The sequence below is a fragment of the Paraniabella hibiscisoli genome (assembly GCF_022512515.1).
GTDB lineage: Bacteria > Bacteroidota > Bacteroidia > Chitinophagales > Chitinophagaceae > Niabella > Niabella hibiscisoli.
The window spans coordinates 640,527-658,638 of record NZ_JAKWBK010000003.1 but is presented as its reverse complement, the minus strand read 5'-3'; the positions used below and the strand labels follow the sequence as shown (position 1 = coordinate 658,638).

The following is an 18,112-nucleotide window of genomic DNA, read 5'->3' as shown; positions in this document are numbered from 1 at the left end:
CTTTTAACGCTTTCTATGCATCTTTATTGCAACCGATAGAAATTAAATCTTAATTTCGCGGAAATATAGTTAAAGCATCTTTTAACACTCTCGAATACTTTAAGATTAAACATATTATTTATATATTAACGATTCATTTATAATGAAAGACTTTTCTTATATCACGAACTCATCACCTGCGTTCATTGAAAATATGTATCATGAGTTTGTTGCTAATCCTGAAAACGTAGATACTGAATTCCGCAAATTTTTCGAAGGTTTTGATTTCGCAGTGGGAAATGGATTGGCTGGAAAAAATGGCACTGCTGTTTCTGAGAACGGAGCTGCTGCAAAATCATCGGGTGTTGCCGGGAAAAATGACTGGAGAAAGGAGATCGCTGTATATCGCCTTATTTTAGGTTACAGAAATAAAGGGCATCTTTTAGCAAATACGAATCCTATAAAAAAGCGCAAAGATCGTGGCGCTAATGTAGAATTATCCTTTTATGGTTTAAGTGAAGCTGATCTGGATACTGAATACGAGGTGGGTAATTTAATTGGCCTGGGTACTACTACGTTAAGAAACATTTTTACCAACCTGCAAAACTGGTATGCCAGCCATGTGGGTGTTGAGTTTAAGTATATCAGTGACCAGAAGAAAGTAGATTGGATTACCAACGAGATTGAGAAGAATTTTTCAAAGCCATTTCCCCTGGAGAAAAAGAAAAGGATATTGGAAAAGTTGAACAATGGTGTAATGTTTGAAAAGTTTCTGCATACGAAATATGTGGGACAGAAGCGTTTTTCGCTGGAAGGTGGAGAAACCACTATTGCCGCACTGGATGCGATCATTAATGTATCGGCTGAATTGGATGTGAGAGAAGCGGTGATTGGTATGGCTCATAGAGGACGGTTAAATGTGCTGGCTAATATTTTAGGTAAAACCTATGAACAGATATTCAGCGAGTTCGAAGGAACCGGCGAAATTAACCAGACCATGGGTAGCGGAGACGTGAAATATCACCTGGGGTATGGTAGTGAAATCGAAACTACAAGTGGCAATAAAATTCACCTGAAGTTAATGCCCAACCCATCGCACCTGGAAGCAGTAGACCCCGTAGTATTGGGATTTGCCAGAAGTAGTGCGAATAATATACATGATGAGCAGTACGATAAGGTATTGCCTATTTTAATACATGGTGATGCTGCTGTAGCAGGCCAGGGTGTTGTATATGAACTGTTGCAGATGTCTAAATTACCTGGTTACCAGGTAGGTGGAACGATACATTTTATTATCAACAATCAAATTGGTTTTACAACCGATTTCTCCGATGCCCGTAGTGCTGATTATTGTACTTCGCTGGCAGCAATGACACAAAGCCCGGTATTCCATGTAAACGGTGATGATCCGGAAGCCGTAGTGAAATGTGCGGAAATCGCAACGCGTTACAGAAGCACTTTTCATGATGATGTTTTTATAGATATGGTATGCTATCGTAAGCACGGGCATAACGAAGGCGATGATCCTAAATTTACGCAACCTGCGATGTATGCGTTGATTGATAAGCATCCTAACCCGCGCGAAGTGTACGTAAAATATCTGCTGGACAATGGCGAAGACGATGCAAAAGATCTGGCGAAAGAAATGGAAACCAAATTCTGGGCAGATCTGCAGGATCGGTTGGACGATGTAAAACAAAGACCCTTACCGTATACTTACCAGGCTCCTGAACTTTTGTGGAAACAACTGAGAAAAGCTACGGAAGATGATTTTGATAAAAGCCCTGTAACAGGTATTGCCGAAGATAAATTTAACCAGGTATTTGACGCCATCATGACTATTCCTGAAGGTTTTACTCCTTTGAAAAAGGTAGATAAGCTATTGAAGGATAAAGTGAAACTTTTCAGCGAAGAAGGAAAGCTGGATTGGGCCACGGCAGAATTGCTGGCTTTCGGATCGGTAATGGTAGATGGTGCAGATGTGAGAATGAGCGGCCAGGATGTAGGACGTGGTACTTTTAGCTCCCGTCATTGCGTATTGAGAGACGAAGTAAGTGATAAACCTTATAACAGGCTAGCAGGTATACCCGGTGCCGAAGGTAAAATAAGGATGTTTAACTCCCTGTTGAGTGAGAATGCGGTTTTAGGTTTTGAATACGGGTATGCGCTTTCTTCCCCTAATGCCCTGGTATTATGGGAAGCACAGTTTGGAGATTTTGTAAACGGAGCACAGACAATTATTGACCAGTTTATAACAGGTGCAGAACAGAAATGGAACCGTATGAATGGGTTGGTGATGTTGTTGCCTCATGGTTACGAAGGGCAGGGGCCTGAACATAGCAGCGCCCGTATGGAACGCTTTTTAATAGCCTGCGCAGAGTTAAATATTGTAGTTACTAATATTACTACGGCCGCTAACTATTTCCACGCTTTAAGAAGGCAAATGGCATGGCCGTTCAGGAAGCCGTTGATCAATTTTGCCCCTAAAGCAAATTTGCGTCATCCGGGCACTTATTCGGCTCAAAAAGATTTCTTAACCGGTTCTTTCCAGGAGCTGATCGACGATAGCTATGTGAAAGCCGATGAAGTAAAAAAGTGCTTTTCTGTAGTGGTAAGGTTTACTACGACCTGCTCGAAAGACAGCAGAAAGAAGGACGTAAAGATGTGGCTGTTGTAAGATTAGAACAGATCTATCCTTTACCTGGTAAGCAACTGGCAGCCTTATATAACAAGTACAAAAATGCGGTGTGGTATTGGGTGCAGGAAGAGCCGTTGAATATGGGGGCAGCCTCCTTCCTGCAAATGAACCTGAAGCATATTAATTATGGAATTATTGGCAGAAAAGCCAGCGCCTCTACTGCATCAGGGTTTATGAAAGTGCATAAGGCAGAGCAGGAAGAGATTGTGAATACCGCGTTTACAATCTAAAACCTGATATATAGAAAGAGTTGCAAAGGTGGAGTAGATGCTCCGCCTTTGTTGTTTTCATGACAAGTTATACATTTCTAAACAGTATGGTTATGTTGCGTTTAGTTAGTAATTTACGTTGAAAGCAACAAAAACCAAATATGAGAAAGCCAATTTTATTACATCTTAAACTAACCCTTGTATTCTTTGCGTTACACTATGGTGCAGCTATCGCTCAGGCCGATTTTAAGAAAAACGATATTTATATTGAAGCAGGAGGCAATGGACTTATTTACTCGCTTAACTATGAAAGGCAATTACTGGGGAAGCCGGGGTTAGGACTTAGAGCAGGTGCCGGATGGATCCCCAATTTATGTCTTGCCATTCCATTAGGTGTTAATTACCTGTTTGATCTTAAGCAAAACAACTTCATTGAAGCAGGTGCAGGGGTTACGTTTTTTAAATCTTACATTAGCTTAAAGGCAAACAGCTGGTTAAAAGATGCGGATGTGGTGCTTACTCCATCCATCGGATTCAGGAGGCATACTACTAAAAATCTATTATTGCGTTTGTCGGTGTTAGCGGCAGTACATGGTAATCAACGAAAAAAGGAGGTTCAACCATGGCTAGGATTGTCAATAGGTAAAAGGTTTTAAATATCGGGCGGAATAGACATTCCGCCCTCTTATATTCAAAACTAAACATGAGATCTTTATATCAACTTCTGATTTAATGCTTTAACTACTGCTTCGGCCACCGAGTTTACCTGTAGCTTTTCGTATATCTTTTTGATATGCGTGTTTACGGTATGAATGCTTAATCCACAGGCTGATGCTACCATTTTATGGCTGAATCCTTTTACCAGGTAGCCCAGCACTTCCTTCTCCCTTGGCGTAAGCGATATTTCCTGGTTGTTTTCGTAAAAAACATTTTTCTGAAAGGCGGTTAAAACCTTTTTTGCAATAGATGCGGTCATCGCGGCATCACCATTATATACGTCTTCCACCGCCTGTAATAATTGAGCGGGTGTGGATTTCTTTAAAATATAGCCGGAAGCGCCCGCACAGATAGAGGCAAAAATTTTATCGTCATCTTCGAAAACGGTTTGCATCAGCACCTGTACTTTCGGGAAGTTCATCCTGATCAGCTTCACGCCTTCAATACCGTTTACATTCGGCATATCAATATCCATCAGCACCACATCCGGCGCCGTTTTTCTAACATCGGCAATTACATTGCTGCAGTCAAAAAAGTTCCCGCACAGGTCATTCTGGGCGAAGAGTTGATTAGCATACATAAACTGTCCCTGCGATAGGCATTATCGTCAAAAACAGTTACTTTAATAGAAGGGGTACTCATCTTACAATCAAAGATAATTGAAGCCATACTAGCAATTCATCACTAATTCTGGGGATGTTTTTTAATGTACGTTATTTTTAAAATATCAACGCTCATTTAAAGCCGTTTTTTTGTCATTTTTACGTAATTTGCCAACCTATTCTGTAAAAATCATTTGTATTTATGGCTGTTGATATTAAGGTGCCTACGGTGGGCGAGTCGATAAGTGAAGTAACGCTTTTAAAATGGGTAAAAAAACCGGCGACTACGTTGAAAGAGACGAAGTAATTGCAGAGCTGGAAAGTGAAAAAGCCACTTTTGAGGTAAATGCTGAAAAAGCGGGCGTATTGACTACCACTGTTGCCGAAGGTGACTCCATTAATATTGGTGATCTGATAGCCAGCATTGATGATACTGCCGCAAAACCCGGTGGTAATAATGCGCCAGCTGCAGAGGCTCCAAAAGAAGCAGCTCCCCAAAAAGCAGCTGAGCCTGAACAAGCAGAAGATCCGTTAAAAACAACAGGTAAAGAAGTTCCCGTTAAAATACCAACTGTAGGAGAGTCTATTAGTGAGGTTACCCTTTTAAAATGGGTAAAGAAATCAGGCGATTATGTAGAAAGAGATGAAGTGGTTGCAGAGCTGGAAAGTGAGAAAGCCACTTTTGAAGTAAATGCTGAACTGGCTGGGATTTTAGAATCTTCTGTTGCAGAAGGTGATACGCTTAAGATTGGTGATACCATTGCTGTTATCAAAGAAACAACAGGTAAGCCCGCTAAAGCAGCGGCTGAAAAGCCAGCGCCTAAAGCAGAAGAGAAAAAACAGAAGCACAGAAACCCGCAGCAGCCACAGCCGATGTAAAGGCAACGCCAGTGGCATCTGCCATTATTGCAGATAAGAAAGTAGACCCTAAAACTGTAACGCCTTCCGGCTTCTCCGGTAAGATCATTAAAGATGATGTGTTAGCGGCCTTAGCCAATCCGGGTAAAAAAGCATTTAACGGAGGTGAATTGTTTACCCGCGACCAACGTGCGGAAAAAATGACCAACCTGCGTAAAACCATCAGTCGCAGACTGGTAGAAGCAAAAAATACCACGGCCATGCTGACCACTTTTAACGAAGTGGATATGCAGCCGATTATGGATATTCGCGCTAAGTATAAAGACAAGTTTAAAGAAGCGCATGGTGTAGGCCTGGGCTTTATGAGCTTTTTTGCCAAAGCCTGTGCTATTGCTTTATCTGAGTGGCCTACGGTTAATGCATATATCGACGGAGACCAGATATTATTCCACGATTATGCAGATATCAGTATAGCGGTAAGCACTCCAAGAGGGTTAACCGTGCCTGTTATACGCAATGTAGAAAGCCTGGGTATGGCAGATATTGAGAAAGAAGTAATTAACCTGGCCAATAAAGCTAAGAACAGCAAGCTTACAGCAGAAGATCTTACGGGCGGTACTTTTACCATCACAAATGGTGGCGTGTTCGGTTCTATGTTAAGCACGCCCATTATAAATATTCCGCAAAGCGCTATATTAGGTATGCACAATATCATTCAGCGCCCAGTGGCCATTAACGGGCAGGTAGTGATTCGCCCAATGATGTATGTAGCATTAAGTTATGACCACCGTATAATCGACGGGCGTGAGTCGGTAAGCTTCCTGGTAAGAGTAAAAGAATTACTGGAGAATCCTACTTTATTATTGGTGCAGAAAGATCCTGTAAAAGCGCTGCTGGGATTATAAGAGTATCAATAAACAGTAAAAAAATAATAGGTTCGTGTTCATCGCACGGACCGTTTTTTTGATAGCAATATGAGTAATACTGATACACAGGATCCGGTATTCAGACGATTTTATTCGCATTTAAACAGTGCCGTAGCCATCTTGAGGGCTTATGATGGCGGTATGCCGTTTGCTCACTTTATAAAGAACTATTTTTCGCAGCATAAAAATTTGGCAGCAAAGACCGCAGGCAGATCACTGAGCTTTGCTACTGTTATTTTCGTTTAGGCCGGTCTTATCCGCAGTTAACCACAGAACAAAAAGTAGTAAAGGGCTACCTACTTTCAAAAGCCAGCTGGTCAGACGAGTGGCTTGCCTTTTGGGATAGCTTTCATTTACCCAGGGAATCTCCTGATCATATTTTCCCCTTGGCCCATCCGTTAAGCGTAGGTATTGACAGCGAGGCATTTACCCTGTCGCACCTGGTACAGCCAGATCTATTCCTGCGCATCAGGCCGGGGCATAAAGATGCTGTTATTGATAAGCTCAAAAGCGCAGATGTTCCGTTTGTTTTGACTGATGATCGTTTGCGGCTAAATAACAGTGTTCGTATTGAAGATGTGGTAAAAGTTAACCAGGAAGTAGTTGTGCAGGATCTTAGCTCGCAAAGGGTAGCTGAGCTATTGCAACTATACACTACAGTAACTACAATTGATTCGATTGTTGCTGTTTGGGACTGTTGTGCAGCCAGTGGAGGGAAATCCATACTGGCCTATGATACGTTGAAAAAATGGAACTCACTGTTTCAGATATCCGATCTTCAATTATTTTCAACTTAAAGAAGCGGTTCCAGGAAGCCAGAATAAATAATTACCGGGCTTTTGTTGCAGATGCTACCCATGCTAACCCAGGCAAGCAATTTGATCTGATTATAGCAGATGTGCCTTGTAGTGGAAGTGGTACCTGGGCGCGCACCCCTGAGCAGCTGCTTTATTTTGAACCAACCAGTATAGCGTCGTTTGTTAAGCTGCAGTTGGCTATTACAACTAATGCAATACAGTATCTGAAGCCCGGGGGTATTTGCTTTATATAACTTGTTCGGTATTTGAAAAAGAAAATGAAGGACAGGTGCATGAGCTTCAAAATGCAGGGCTCCACCTGTTGGAACAGCAGGTATTAAAAGGTTATGATCAAAAGGCAGATACTATGTTTGCCGCGTTAATGAGAGCCCCTCTCTAAAGACTACTTTTCAAACTGGTTAAAAAACTGTAACTTTTGGTCAATTCTGTATTACGATTGCAGAAGACTTATTTATAAATTTGAAGAACGACGCCGTATGATTCTTTCAAATTACAGGGTATTGCTGGTTGTTTCTTTGCTGGCTGTTACAGCCGGCGGGTGGTACTTTTTTCTTCGGAAAAGAAAGTAGACTTTAATGCCGATGTAAAACCTATTCTTAATAAAAAATGTATCAGCTGTCACGGCGGTGTTAAACAAAGTGGAGGCTTTAGTGTGCTTTTCAGGGAAGAAGCGCTAGCCAAAACGGAGAGTGGCAAACCGGCAATTGTTCCCGGTAAACCTGATGAAAGTGAATTTATACGCCGCCTTACGGTAAATGACCCGGAAGAGCGGATGCCTTATAAACATGATGCACTTCCTGATGCAGAAATAAAGATCCTTAAAAACTGGGTGAAGCAGGGAGCAGAATGGGGCAAGCACTGGGCTTATGTTCCGGTACAAAAAGAAGTAGTTCCGGATGGGAACGATGAATGGAGCAGGAATGATATTGATCATTTTATTTACGATAAGCTGGATGCCTCAGGTTTATCGCCATCCATTGAAGCCGATAAACCTACTTTATTAAGGCGCCTGAGCCTCGATCTTACCGGGCTGCCCGCTTCTGAAACAGTATCTAAGAAGTTTTTGAGTGATCCTTCTGATAAGGCTTATGAGAACCTGGTAGATGCATTACTGGCTTCGCCTGCCTATGGAGAAAGATGGACCTCACTTTGGCTTGACCTGGCTCGTTATGCAGATACAAAGGGTTATGAAAAAGATGCGCATCGCTCTATATGGCGATACCGCGACTGGTTGATCAATGCTTTTAATAGTGATCAACCTTACGATGCTTTTTTGATCGAACAAATAGCCGGTGATCTTTTACCAAATCCTACTGATGCACAATACATAGCCACCGCGTTTCAGCGAAATACCTTAACGAATGATGAAGGTGGTACTGATAATGAAGAGTATCGCACGGCTGCCGTTATGGACCGGGTGAACACAACCTGGGAGGCATTAATGGGAACTACTTTTGCTTGCGTGCAATGCCATAGCCATCCTTACGATCCGTTTAAACATGAAGACTATTACCGTTTTATGGCTTTCTTTAATAATACCAGGGATGAAGATACTTTCGAAGATTTTCCGTTGCTGCGGGAATATAAAAACGGGGATAGCCTGAAGTTTGAAAAGCTGAAAGCCTGGCTATCGCAGAATGTAAAGGGAAGCGAGAAAGAATCCATCATACGCTTTCTAAAAACAGGGCAACCTGTTATTAACTCGGTCACCACCGATGCTTTTACCAATAGCGCATTAGCCGATACCAAATGGCTTTCACTTCGGAATAACGGGAGCAGCCGTCTTAAAAAGTAGATCTGACGAACAAGACCGAACTCATGTTTCGTTATGCTACCGGCGTGCCTGGTGGCGTGTGGCAGCTTCATATAGACTCTTTAGCAGGCCCTGTTATAGCAAGCATTGTATTGAAGCCCACCCAGGGTTGGCAGGTGGCAACCATTGATGTGAAAGGCCCTGCGGGAGTGCATGATATATGGTTTACCTACCATAACCCGGCTTTAAAAACACCGGAAGAAAACGGGGCTACTTTTAGCTGGTTTTATTTGAAGCAACCATTCCCCGGTAAAGACTTACCTGGCTTTGATAGCGCCTATCAATTCTTTAATGATTTGACTGCATCGGCTGATTATACCACTACCCCCATTCTTGTTGAAAACCCTTCTGATATGTTTCGTACCACGAATATCTTTGACAGGGGAAGCTGGCTTTCGAAAGGAGATGCTGTTGAGGCGGGCGTTCCAGCCGTTTTAAATGCCATGCCGGCTAAAGCGCCAAAAAACAGGTTGGGCCTTGCCATGTGGTTGACTGATAAAGCTAACCCGCTTACCGCCCGAACTATGGTGAACCGGTTATGGGAGCAACTCTTTGGAACAGGTATTGCGGAAACATTAGAAGATATGGGTACACAGGGTGTGGCTCCCACACATAAAGAGTTATTGGATCATTTAGCATGGCGTTTTATGAACGATCATCAATGGAGTGTAAAACAATTATTGAAGGAAATAGTGATGTCGGCTACTTATCGGCAGCGTTCAGAAGTTACAGACGAGTTACTGGCAAAAGATCCTTCCAATAAATTATATGCCAGAGGCCCCGGGTTCGGCTCTCTGCCGAACAAATACGGGATCAGGCTTTGGCTGTAAGTGCTGTGTTGAGCGCCAAAATGTTTGGAAAGAGTGTAATGCCTTTTCAGCCACCTGGCATCTGGAAGTCTCCTTATAACGGTGCAGACTGGAAACTAAGCGAAGGCGAAGACCAGTATCGAAGAGCTGTGTATACGTATTGGAAGCGAACCGCGCCGTACCCTTCTATGATAGGATTTGATGCAGCTATGCGCGATGTATGTTTACCCCGGCGCATACGTACCAATACGCCGTTACAAGCTTTGAGTACTTTAAATGATTCAGCCTATTTGGACATGGCCCGGCATTTTGCTAAAAGGATGGAACATACCGCGGGCAATGATGTACGAAAGCAGATTGAAAAAGGATATGAGTATATGATGTATAAGTCCATTCAACCTGCGAAGCTGGATATCCTGATAGGCCTGTACAATACCTCTTTAAAAGCTTTCAGGGGTGATGCTAAGGACGCCAGGGCATTGACGGGGATAGCGTTGAACAGGCTGTGAAACCAGAGATGGCAGCCATGGTTGTAGTGGCTAATGCTATGTTAAACCTCGATGAATGGCTTACGAAAAGTTGATATGATTAAGTATGAAAAGTAATAGCTGATACCTTATTATTAAATTATTACTCGCTGTATGACCAAAGATGAATTAAATAATGACCGGCTAAAAAAGGAAGCGGCCCATGCGCAAATGCAAATGCACACCCGGCGGCATTTTTTAAAGGAAAGTGCTTTTGGTTTGGGGGCGTTGGCTTTCGGATCTCTTTTAGGTAGTTGCGGGCGGGGAAAGGCAGCCTCTTCCAACCTATTCGACCCAGTGAATCCTTTGGCTGCCAAAGCTCCCATGTTCCCTGGTACGGCAAGATCAGTTATATACATTCATATGGCCGGTGCGCCATCGCAGTTAGAGTTGTTTAGTTATAAACCTGAGCTGGCAAAGCTGGATGGCCTGGATTGTCCGCCTTCTTTGCTGGAAGGGAAAAAGTTTGCCTTTATCCGGGGTGTACCCAAGATGCTGGGACCTCAGGCCAAATTCAGGCAGCACGGTCAAAGTGGATTATGGTTATCTGATAATTTGCCCCATCTGTCCAATGTTATAGATGATATTGCTTTTATTAATACGGTAGCTACCGATCAGTTTAATCATGCACCGGCGCAGTTGCTGATGAATACAGGTTCAGCACGTGGTGGCCGCCCCAGCATAGGTTCTTGGATCACGTATGGGCTGGGTACTGAAAATAAAAACCTTCCCGGCTTTGTGGTACTCACCTCAGGCGGCAATAATCCCGACGGCGGAAAAAGTCTTTGGGGTAGTGGCTTTTTACCCAGCGTATACCAGGGAGTGCAATGCCGAAGTGAGGGAGATCCGGTATTGTTCATTTCTGATCCTGAAGGTATGAGCCGTGATGTTCGCAAAGCATCCATAGAGGCAATCAATAAAGTAAACCAGGAAGAGTATAAGGCCTATAATGATCCGGAAATATTGAGTCGTATTGCTCAGTATGAAATGGCCTATAAAATGCAGATATCGGTTCCGGACGTGATGGATATAAAAGATGAGCCACACTATATTCATGATATGTACGGCACTAAACCGGGCGAAGCCTGCTTTGCCAATAATGTGTTATTAGCCCGAAAACTGGTAGAAAAAGGCGTACGGTTTGTACAGCTTTTCGATTGGGGTTGGGACGCGCATGGCGACTCCGCAGGTAATGCAGTAGATATAGGTCTGGTGAATAAATGCCGGCAGGTAGATAAACCCGTTACAGCTCTGTTGCTGGATTTAAAACAGCGGGGGCTGTTAGATGAAACGCTAGTAGTATGGGGATCCGAATTTGGCCGTACACCCATGCAGGAAAACAGGGATGGTAAAACGATGGCCTTTAAAGGCCGTGACCATCATGGTGATGCCTTCACCGTATGGATGGCAGGTGGAGGTATCAAAGGTGGAACCAGCTATGGTGAAACAGATGAGATCGGGTATAGTATTGTGGATGGCAAAACGGAAGCCTTCGATATACAGGCTACCATATTAAACCAGCTGGGATTTAACCATGAGCAATTTACCTACGAATTCCAGGAAGGCCTTTCCGGCTTACCGATGTAGGGGGTAAAGTGATACAGGATATCGTTGCTTGATAAAGTAATAAACAGAAACTAATGAAACAAAACAGGAGACGTTTTATCAGAACTTCAACTGCTGGCTCGGCGGCACTCTTATTAGCATCCATGGAAACTTTTGCTATATCTGGTAAGCCTCAGCCTATACCCGCAAATGGATACGGCATAAAAATAATGGCCACCAACTGGGGCATTGAAGGTACCATGGATGCATTCTGCCAGAAGGCAAAACAGGCAGGCTATGATGGGATAGAACTTTGGTGGACAGATGATCAAAAAAAGCAGGGCGAGATATTTGATGCATTAAAAAGTATGATCTTGAAATAGGATTTCTATGTGGTGGTTCACAAGCTGATCCCGCAGCACACCTGGATGCATTTAAAAAGATGATTGAGCAGGCTACCGGTCAATCCCGTAAGAAACCGCTTTATATCAATAATCATTCTGGTAAAGATTATTTCAGCTTTGATGATAATGCGAAGTTCATAGAGTTTACATTGGCATTGGCTAAACAAACAGGTATAAAAATGTGCCATGAAACGCACCGGGGGCGCATGTTGTACGCCGCGCCTGTAGCAAAAACTTTCATGAATAGGTATCCTGATTTAAAACTAACATTAGACATATCTCATTGGTGTTGTGTGCATGAAAGCCTGCTGGGTGACCAACAGGAAACAGTAGGTCAGGCCCTGGACCGGGTGGAGCATATACATGCACGTATTGGTCACCCACAGGGGCCACAGGTAAACGATCCGAAGGCTCCCGAATGGGAAGGAGCTGTAAAAGCACATTTTGCCTGGTGGGATAAAGTAGTAGAAAGAAAAAGAAGGAAGGTTCCCTGATTACTTTTTTAACCGAGTTTGGTCCGCCCGATTATATGCCCACAATGCCTTTTACCCGCAAACCATTAGCCGATCTATGGCAGGTAAATGTAGGTATGATGCAATTACTTAAAAAGCGGTATGCTTCCTAATCAATAGTTCTGGTAAATGCTTAAACTGCTTGTGACTATAAATAGTATAACAGAACTTGGAGGGCGTATGCATCCCGTTGTGGTGCATTTGCCCATAGGTATTCTGCTGTTGGTTTGCCTGTATTATATTTTTACCAGTGCTGAAAAAGACAATCGCAATATAGCTTTATCAGTGTGGCTTTGCTGGGTGGTATGCTAACAGCCATTGCTGCATGTGTTTCGGGCCTTGCTGGCGGGCAACGGGGATTATGAACAAGCTGCTGTAGGTCCACATCAATGGATGGGAATTGTTACCGCAATGGTTGCGGTTGCCTGCTATGTGATACACCGGTTGCAAATAAGGTTTCTAAAAGCCCTGATGATACTGCTGGTGCTATGTATTACAGTGGCCGGGCATTTAGGCGGATCTATAACGCATGGCGCCGACTATTTATCGGCGCCGTTAAAAAGCCCGGATGTGGCAACTGAACTGAAACCTATTGCTAACGTTCAGGAAGCGATAGTGTACAATGACATTATCAAGCCCATCCTTTCAGCTAAATGCTATAGTTGTCATAGCAGTACCAAGCAAAAAGGAAAGCTTAGGCTGGATGAGCCGGATTATATTTTGAAAGGTGGTAAAGGGGGATTACTGTTGATTGGGATCATGCAGATAAGAGTATGCTGATTGAGCGGATATTATTGCCACAAAGCGATGAAGATCACATGCCGCCCAAAGAAAAGCCTCAGTTAACGCGGCAGGAAATGGATCTGCTGTATTGGTGGGTGAATAGTGGCGCCGGTTTTGATAAAAAGGTCCATCAATCGAAACTGTCTGATAAGATCAAACCTGTTCTGGCAGCCTTGCAATCGGGCGGAGCAAAAGAATCCGAACTGCAAGATGCCTTGCCGGATGAAGAAGTAGCTGCGGCCAGCCATAAGGTTGTATTGGCGCTTAAAGAAAAAGGCGCAGTAGTAATACCTGTTGCATCCAATAGTCATTACCTGTCTGTAAATTTTGTAGGAGCTGACCAGGTGACAACAGACGCCTTACAACTGCTGGGAGCGCTAAAAGAGCAATTGGTGTGGTTAAAGATCGGCAATGCGAACCTGAAAGATCAGGACATAAAGCATCTTGGGATGCTGGAAAATTTAAGAAGACTTCACCTGGAAGGAAACCCCTTAACGGATGCCGGCTTATCGTTTTTAACTTCGCTGCAGCAACTGCAATATATTAATCTGTCTGGTACCCGCATCTCTTCAAAAGGACCGGGGCAATTAGCCGGTTTAAAGATGTTAAAAAGGCTTTATTTATATAATGTGAATGGAGCTAAGTTTGATCTTTTGACGCTTAAAAAGCTAATGCCCAAAACGATAATTGATACCGGTGGTTATACAGTTCCCATTTTGGAAAGCGATACGACAATTTTTGAGGGCTTTGTTGAGAAGTAGAAGGCTTCGGCTTAGGACAAGCCGGCAATACCCCTGATGATATCAACCGTAAGTGGTTTAGTAATGTAGGCTTTGATTTGGGGGTAGGAGGCAGTCCTGTTTTTGTCCTCCTGGGCTATAGAAGAACTAACAGTATATACGCTGATATTCCTGGTTTCTTCTGATGGAAACTTTACAAACTCTTCCATGAATCCCCAGCCGTTCATGATCGGCATTTCTATATCGAGCAGTATAATGTCTGGCAGTGGCTTTGCCTTTTGTTCGATCGTTGTTTTTAAAAGTTCTATGGCTTCAAGCCCGTTTTCCGCGAATGTTAAGTCGAAAAAATCACCGCTTCTTTCAAATAGTTTTTTTGCTATTAGTTTAAAAACGGGATCGTCATCTACAACAAGTACGTTCTTTCGGTTTGTCATTTAAAATAAATTTTAAAAGTGGTTCCAACATTCACAATGCTGTTCACCGTAATTCTTCCACCCATGGCCTCGATCTGCCTTTTGGTTATATACAGGCCTACACCTTTGGCGTCGGGATTGTGCGTGAAAGTTTTAAAGAGGCCAAATAATTTATGACCATTTTTTTCAAATCTATACCTATACCATTATCATTTACGGTAAGAATTTTTTCAGAATTCTCTTCGTTGTAGGTAATGCTCACTACTGGGCAAACGTTCGGCTTGGAATATTTAAGGCTATTCGAAACCAAATTTAACAAAATACTCTCTATATATGCTCTATTGTGAAATATAGTTACGTCTTTGGAGATATTGTTAAAGATAACTCCTTCTTTTTGACGGATTTTATCACTCAATACATGTACGGTTTTATCTATAGCCTCCCGCAGTTTAACGGGTTGTTGTAGTACATCCACATCCGCATTGATAGTTACCACATCATTTAGCGCATCAATACTGCTAGCTAAAATTTTAACTACCTTATGCAGGTAAACCACCAATTCTTTTTTCTCTTCAATGTTCTGCGATGACAGGATCAGATCTGTCAGGGATTGTATGTTGCTGGTATGCGACCTTAAGTTGTGCGATACGATATAAGAGAAATCAAGCAACCTTTTATTCTGGTGATCCAGCTTTTCGAGTGATTTACGCAACTCCTCCTTAGAATTCCTGAGATCTGTAATATCTACCGTAGTTAGTATGATCTGATCGTAGTTTTCCTCATGTCCGGGAATAACCTGCCAGGACAGGATGCAGGTTCTCCTTTCGCCTTCGGAATTATAAAATAGGCTTTGAGACTTAAACTGGTGCTGGCCCGTACAAATAGCAGCCAGTATTTTTTTGGTGGTGTGAAGATTACTGTCGTGCACCAATGTTCTTGGAAAATGCTCAAACAATTCTTCTTTGCTATTTAATTTATACTGCCTGAAGCATTCATCGTTAATCGATTTTATCTTAACCAGCCCGGCGTACGAAGCTAGCGCATTAGGTTGGCGGGTAAAGTAATCCATTATCTCCTCCTCACTTTTGCCTATCATACCATTTTTTCTCAACAACGCTACTACGTCAGAAAAATCTTCCTCCCATAATGCAACGGGAGATTCGTCAAATAAGTACCGGTATTTTTTTCGGAGTACTTTAGTCTTCGTTCTGCAGCCAGCTTCTCGGTAATGTCTTCAGCAATAACTACGTATTTGAGGTTTTGGTCAGAAGGGGTAGGTAGTGCAAATAGCTTGTAATGTGTCCATATCTCATCACCCTGTTTTGTAGTATGTTTATAATCTCCGGATAGCTGGCCCGTCTTTCCTTCCTTAATCTCATTAATTTTTTCCAGTATATCGGAGAAAATTTCAGCCGTGGCTGCTACAGGTGCACCGCCTTCTGAAATATACCTCTTTCCAGGCCGAAAATGCGCCGGAAGGTTTCATTGGTACTGGAGAACTTTTGTGTGTCCTGGTTAATCAAAGCCAATCCGATGGGGGCATTATCAAAAATGGCTTTGAACTCTTTCTGAGCTTCCGCAATCTGCTGGTCTTTTTGAAACACCAGTGTTTGAAGCCTGAAAGTTTTATCCAGTGTTCTTTTTAGGATCAATCCTATTACGATCGAACCTAATAAGGATATAATCGCTGGTAACCAGAAAAGGCTGAACGACGACAGCTTTGATGTTATATAAAGCTTCCAGTTGATATGCGACATTTGCTCTTCCAGGGTAGTAGGGCTATCGGCAGGTTTATTTCCCAGGAAAAAAACTCTTTCCCGTTAATATAGCTCAGGTAAGATAAAGAGTATAAGTATCGTTGGCTGCTGTTTGTTTGTTTGATGCCACTTGCTTTGAATAAACTGTCAAGCGTCACTACGGCACTCGAAAACCCCAAAACTCCTCTCCTATAAAGATGGGCAATCTGGCTGCAATGCATTCGGTGCCTGCAAAATTCGTAAACGGTCCGGCAATGACTATTTTTTTAGATTTGTAAGCTGCCAACGCGCCTGCAGCCTCCTCTTTACTTCCGGTATGCAGTATACTTTTACCGATTGCAATACTATTGCTGGTGGGGTAAGTATATGTAATAGTGCCTCCGGGAATAAGCGAAATGCTGGCTAGCTTATTGTTGTTAGTCAGTACTTCTTTGGCCACCGTATCGAAACGGTGTACCTGCCCCTTTTCATCAATAATTCTCGTTATGGCTGCCAATCCGCTATACATGTCGCTGAAGAAGTCATTCAAGCGGCTGTTGACTCTTTTCATCTCCGTAGCCAGCTCAAATCTTGCCTGGGTTATTTTGATATTACTGCGTTGTTCTATGATCAATATGGAAATAATAAAAACAACAATAGCAACTAAAGTACTAATGAGTAGTGGCGGATTTCTCAGAATGTTTTGATTATTAGAAGATAGCGCTCTCATGTATCCACAATTAAAGCATTTTTAAAATGCCATCAACACACAAATTTACATATTATAAATATATAATATGGTTTTAGGGCACGATTAATGAGCGCAAATATAACGTCATTCAATCAATGTAATAGTATTCGCTCTATATTTGCAGTCATGACACAGGAAAAATTACAAGATATGCGGTCCCGCGTTCTCGGGGTAAGGAGGTTTCTTTGACGTCGCGAACCGTACGCAAAAATTCAACAAGACAAACAACTTTCGTTAAGTCCCGGTTTCTGGGATGATAACAAACGGGCAACCGAAATTCTCAAAACCCTAAAGGTAAATGAGTATTGGGTAAATCTTTTTAACCAGGCTGAAACAGCAGTGGAAGATTTTGCTATACTTTTTGATTTCTGGAAGGAAGGAGATGCTACGGAAGCGGAAACACAGGAGGCCTATGACCAGGCCCTTCAAACATTAGACGAAACTGAGTTTAAGAGTACATTAAATGAACCGGAAGACGAATTACCGGCTGTACTCCAGATCAACTCCGGTGCCGGCGGTACTGAAAGCCAGGACTGGGCGGAGATGATCGCTCGTATGTATCGCATGTATGGCGAAAAGCAGGGGTGGAAGGTTACGGAGCTCGATTGGCAATGGGGTGATGGTGCGGGTATTAAAACCGCCACGCTTCAGTTTGATGGGGCTTTTGCTTATGGCTTTTTAAAAGCTGAAAGCGGCGTTCACCGACTGGTACGTATTTCCCCGTTTGACAGTAACGCGCGCCGGCACACTTCTTTTGTATCTGTATTCGTGTACCCGTTAATAGACGATACAATTGAGATCGAAATTAAGGATAGCGAAGTGAAGATGGAAACTGCCCGAAGTGGCGGTGCGGGAGGTCAGAACGTAAACAAGGTAGAAACCAAGGTGTTTTTAACGCATATACCTACTGGTATTGTAGTGGTTTGTCAAACCGAGCGCACCCAAATGGGCAACCGTGAAAAAGCCATGCAAATGCTTAAAAGCCGGTTGTATGAAGAAGAGTTGCGCAAGCGTGAGGAATTAAAGAATGCTACCAATGCCAATAAGAAAAAGATAGAGTGGGGCAGCCAGATACGAAGCTATGTTTTCCATCCTTACAAAATGATCAAAGATCATCGTACCGATTATGAAGTAGGGAATGTGCAACCGGTTATGGATGGTGAACTGGATGGCTTTATCAAAGCTTACCTGATGGCTGATAAAGATGGAGAAGCATCGTAACAAGCGCTTTGCAATTTAGCATACCGTTATTTTCAATAGTTTTATACTAAT

Annotated in this window: 21 protein-coding genes and 2 pseudogenes; 16 read left to right on the top strand and 7 right to left on the bottom strand. The window is 42.8% G+C overall.

Features of this window, described 5'->3' with window-relative positions:
• Positions 1–142: 142 nt before the first annotated feature.
• From MKP07_RS35020 to MKP07_RS35015, 3 genes are all read left to right on the top strand, one after another.
• On the top strand, positions 143–2,656 hold the full coding sequence (locus MKP07_RS35020; RefSeq protein ID WP_317236210.1) for a 2-oxoglutarate dehydrogenase E1 component: 2,514 nt from the start codon (positions 143–145) through the stop codon (positions 2,654–2,656).
• Positions 2,575–2,907 carry a hypothetical protein gene (locus tag MKP07_RS41740; protein WP_317236209.1) on the top strand — a complete coding sequence of 111 codons (333 nt, stop codon included), beginning with the start codon at positions 2,575–2,577 and terminating at the stop codon, positions 2,905–2,907. Before MKP07_RS35020 ends, MKP07_RS41740 begins: the two co-directional genes overlap by 82 nt.
• Positions 2,908–3,047: 140 nt before the next feature.
• A complete protein-coding gene (locus MKP07_RS35015) occupies positions 3,048–3,542 on the top strand; it encodes a hypothetical protein (RefSeq protein WP_240852659.1) in 495 nt (164 codons plus the stop codon).
• A gap of 56 nt (positions 3,543–3,598) precedes the next feature.
• On the opposite strand, the gene MKP07_RS35010 is transcribed toward MKP07_RS35015, so the two are convergent.
• Complete coding sequence (locus tag MKP07_RS35010) at positions 3,599–4,183, bottom strand: response regulator transcription factor (RefSeq protein ID WP_240852658.1); 585 nt, start codon at positions 4,181–4,183, stop codon at positions 3,599–3,601.
• Between the two features lie 286 nt (positions 4,184–4,469).
• Between MKP07_RS35010 and MKP07_RS35005 the strand changes: the two genes are divergently transcribed.
• From MKP07_RS35005 to MKP07_RS34945, 12 genes and pseudogenes are all read left to right on the top strand, one after another.
• Entirely contained in the window at positions 4,470–5,084 is a 615-nt protein-coding gene (locus tag MKP07_RS35005) for a biotin/lipoyl-containing protein (RefSeq protein ID WP_240852657.1), read from the top strand.
• A gap of 11 nt (positions 5,085–5,095) precedes the next feature.
• The gene (sucB, locus tag MKP07_RS35000) at positions 5,096–5,968 is read left to right on the top strand and encodes a dihydrolipoyllysine-residue succinyltransferase (RefSeq protein ID WP_240852656.1); all 873 of its coding nucleotides are present in this window, start codon (positions 5,096–5,098) and stop codon (positions 5,966–5,968) included.
• 407 nt (positions 5,969–6,375) lie between these two features.
• A complete protein-coding gene (locus tag MKP07_RS34995) occupies positions 6,376–6,786 on the top strand; it encodes an RsmB/NOP family class I SAM-dependent RNA methyltransferase (RefSeq protein ID WP_240852655.1) in 411 nt (136 codons plus the stop codon).
• Positions 6,738–7,040, top strand: a complete 303-nt coding sequence (locus MKP07_RS34990; RefSeq protein ID WP_240852654.1) for a hypothetical protein — start codon at positions 6,738–6,740, stop codon at positions 7,038–7,040. The genes MKP07_RS34995 and MKP07_RS34990 overlap by 49 nt, the downstream gene beginning before the upstream one ends.
• Positions 7,028–7,186, top strand: a complete 159-nt coding sequence (locus MKP07_RS34985; RefSeq protein WP_240852653.1) for a hypothetical protein — start codon at positions 7,028–7,030, stop codon at positions 7,184–7,186. The genes MKP07_RS34990 and MKP07_RS34985 overlap by 13 nt, the downstream gene beginning before the upstream one ends.
• A 159-nt stretch (positions 7,187–7,345) precedes the next feature.
• Entirely contained in the window at positions 7,346–8,602 is a 1,257-nt protein-coding gene (locus MKP07_RS34980; RefSeq protein ID WP_240852652.1) for a DUF1549 domain-containing protein, read from the top strand.
• A gap of 23 nt (positions 8,603–8,625) precedes the next feature.
• Positions 8,626–9,938 (top strand): annotated as a pseudogene (locus MKP07_RS43370) (DUF1553 domain-containing protein).
• 132 nt (positions 9,939–10,070) lie between these two features.
• On the top strand, positions 10,071–11,543 hold the full coding sequence (locus MKP07_RS34965; protein WP_240852649.1) for a DUF1501 domain-containing protein: 1,473 nt from the start codon (positions 10,071–10,073) through the stop codon (positions 11,541–11,543).
• A gap of 53 nt (positions 11,544–11,596) precedes the next feature.
• Positions 11,597–11,884 (top strand): twin-arginine translocation signal domain-containing protein, encoded by a 288-nt coding sequence (locus tag MKP07_RS34960; protein WP_240852648.1) that lies wholly within the window; start codon positions 11,597–11,599, stop codon positions 11,882–11,884.
• Positions 11,885–11,943: 59 nt separating this feature from the next.
• Entirely contained in the window at positions 11,944–12,399 is a 456-nt protein-coding gene (locus MKP07_RS34955; protein WP_240852647.1) for a hypothetical protein, read from the top strand.
• 345 nt (positions 12,400–12,744) lie between these two features.
• The gene (locus tag MKP07_RS34950) at positions 12,745–13,197 is read left to right on the top strand and encodes a c-type cytochrome domain-containing protein (RefSeq protein ID WP_317236240.1); all 453 of its coding nucleotides are present in this window, start codon (positions 12,745–12,747) and stop codon (positions 13,195–13,197) included.
• Positions 13,191–13,961, top strand: a complete 771-nt coding sequence (locus MKP07_RS34945) for a leucine-rich repeat domain-containing protein (RefSeq protein ID WP_240852645.1) — start codon at positions 13,191–13,193, stop codon at positions 13,959–13,961. Before MKP07_RS34950 ends, MKP07_RS34945 begins: the two co-directional genes overlap by 7 nt.
• Positions 13,962–13,972: 11 nt before the next feature.
• On the opposite strand, the gene MKP07_RS34940 is transcribed toward MKP07_RS34945, so the two are convergent.
• The 6 genes from MKP07_RS34940 to MKP07_RS34925 form a co-directional block, all read right to left on the bottom strand.
• Positions 13,973–14,374 (bottom strand): response regulator, encoded by a 402-nt coding sequence (locus tag MKP07_RS34940; RefSeq protein ID WP_240852644.1) that lies wholly within the window; start codon positions 14,372–14,374, stop codon positions 13,973–13,975.
• Positions 14,371–14,469, bottom strand: coding sequence for a hypothetical protein (locus tag MKP07_RS43365; protein ID WP_394803763.1), 99 nt, complete (start codon positions 14,467–14,469; stop codon positions 14,371–14,373). Before MKP07_RS43365 ends, MKP07_RS34940 begins: the two co-directional genes overlap by 4 nt.
• A gap of 2 nt (positions 14,470–14,471) precedes the next feature.
• Positions 14,472–15,449, bottom strand: coding sequence for a sensor histidine kinase (locus tag MKP07_RS34935; RefSeq protein ID WP_240852643.1), 978 nt, complete (start codon positions 15,447–15,449; stop codon positions 14,472–14,474).
• Between the two features lie 23 nt (positions 15,450–15,472).
• Entirely contained in the window at positions 15,473–15,736 is a 264-nt protein-coding gene (locus MKP07_RS43360) for a PAS domain S-box protein (protein ID WP_394803762.1), read from the bottom strand.
• Positions 15,737–15,774: 38 nt separating this feature from the next.
• Positions 15,775–16,110, bottom strand: a complete 336-nt coding sequence (locus tag MKP07_RS34930; protein ID WP_240852642.1) for a PAS domain-containing protein — start codon at positions 16,108–16,110, stop codon at positions 15,775–15,777.
• Positions 16,111–16,267: 157 nt separating this feature from the next.
• A complete protein-coding gene (locus tag MKP07_RS34925; RefSeq protein ID WP_240852641.1) occupies positions 16,268–16,819 on the bottom strand; it encodes a hypothetical protein in 552 nt (183 codons plus the stop codon).
• Positions 16,820–16,966: 147 nt separating this feature from the next.
• Here MKP07_RS34925 and prfB point away from each other — a divergent pair.
• Positions 16,967–18,061, top strand: a pseudogene (gene prfB, locus MKP07_RS34920) (peptide chain release factor 2).
• The last annotated feature ends 51 nt before the right edge of the window (positions 18,062–18,112 follow it).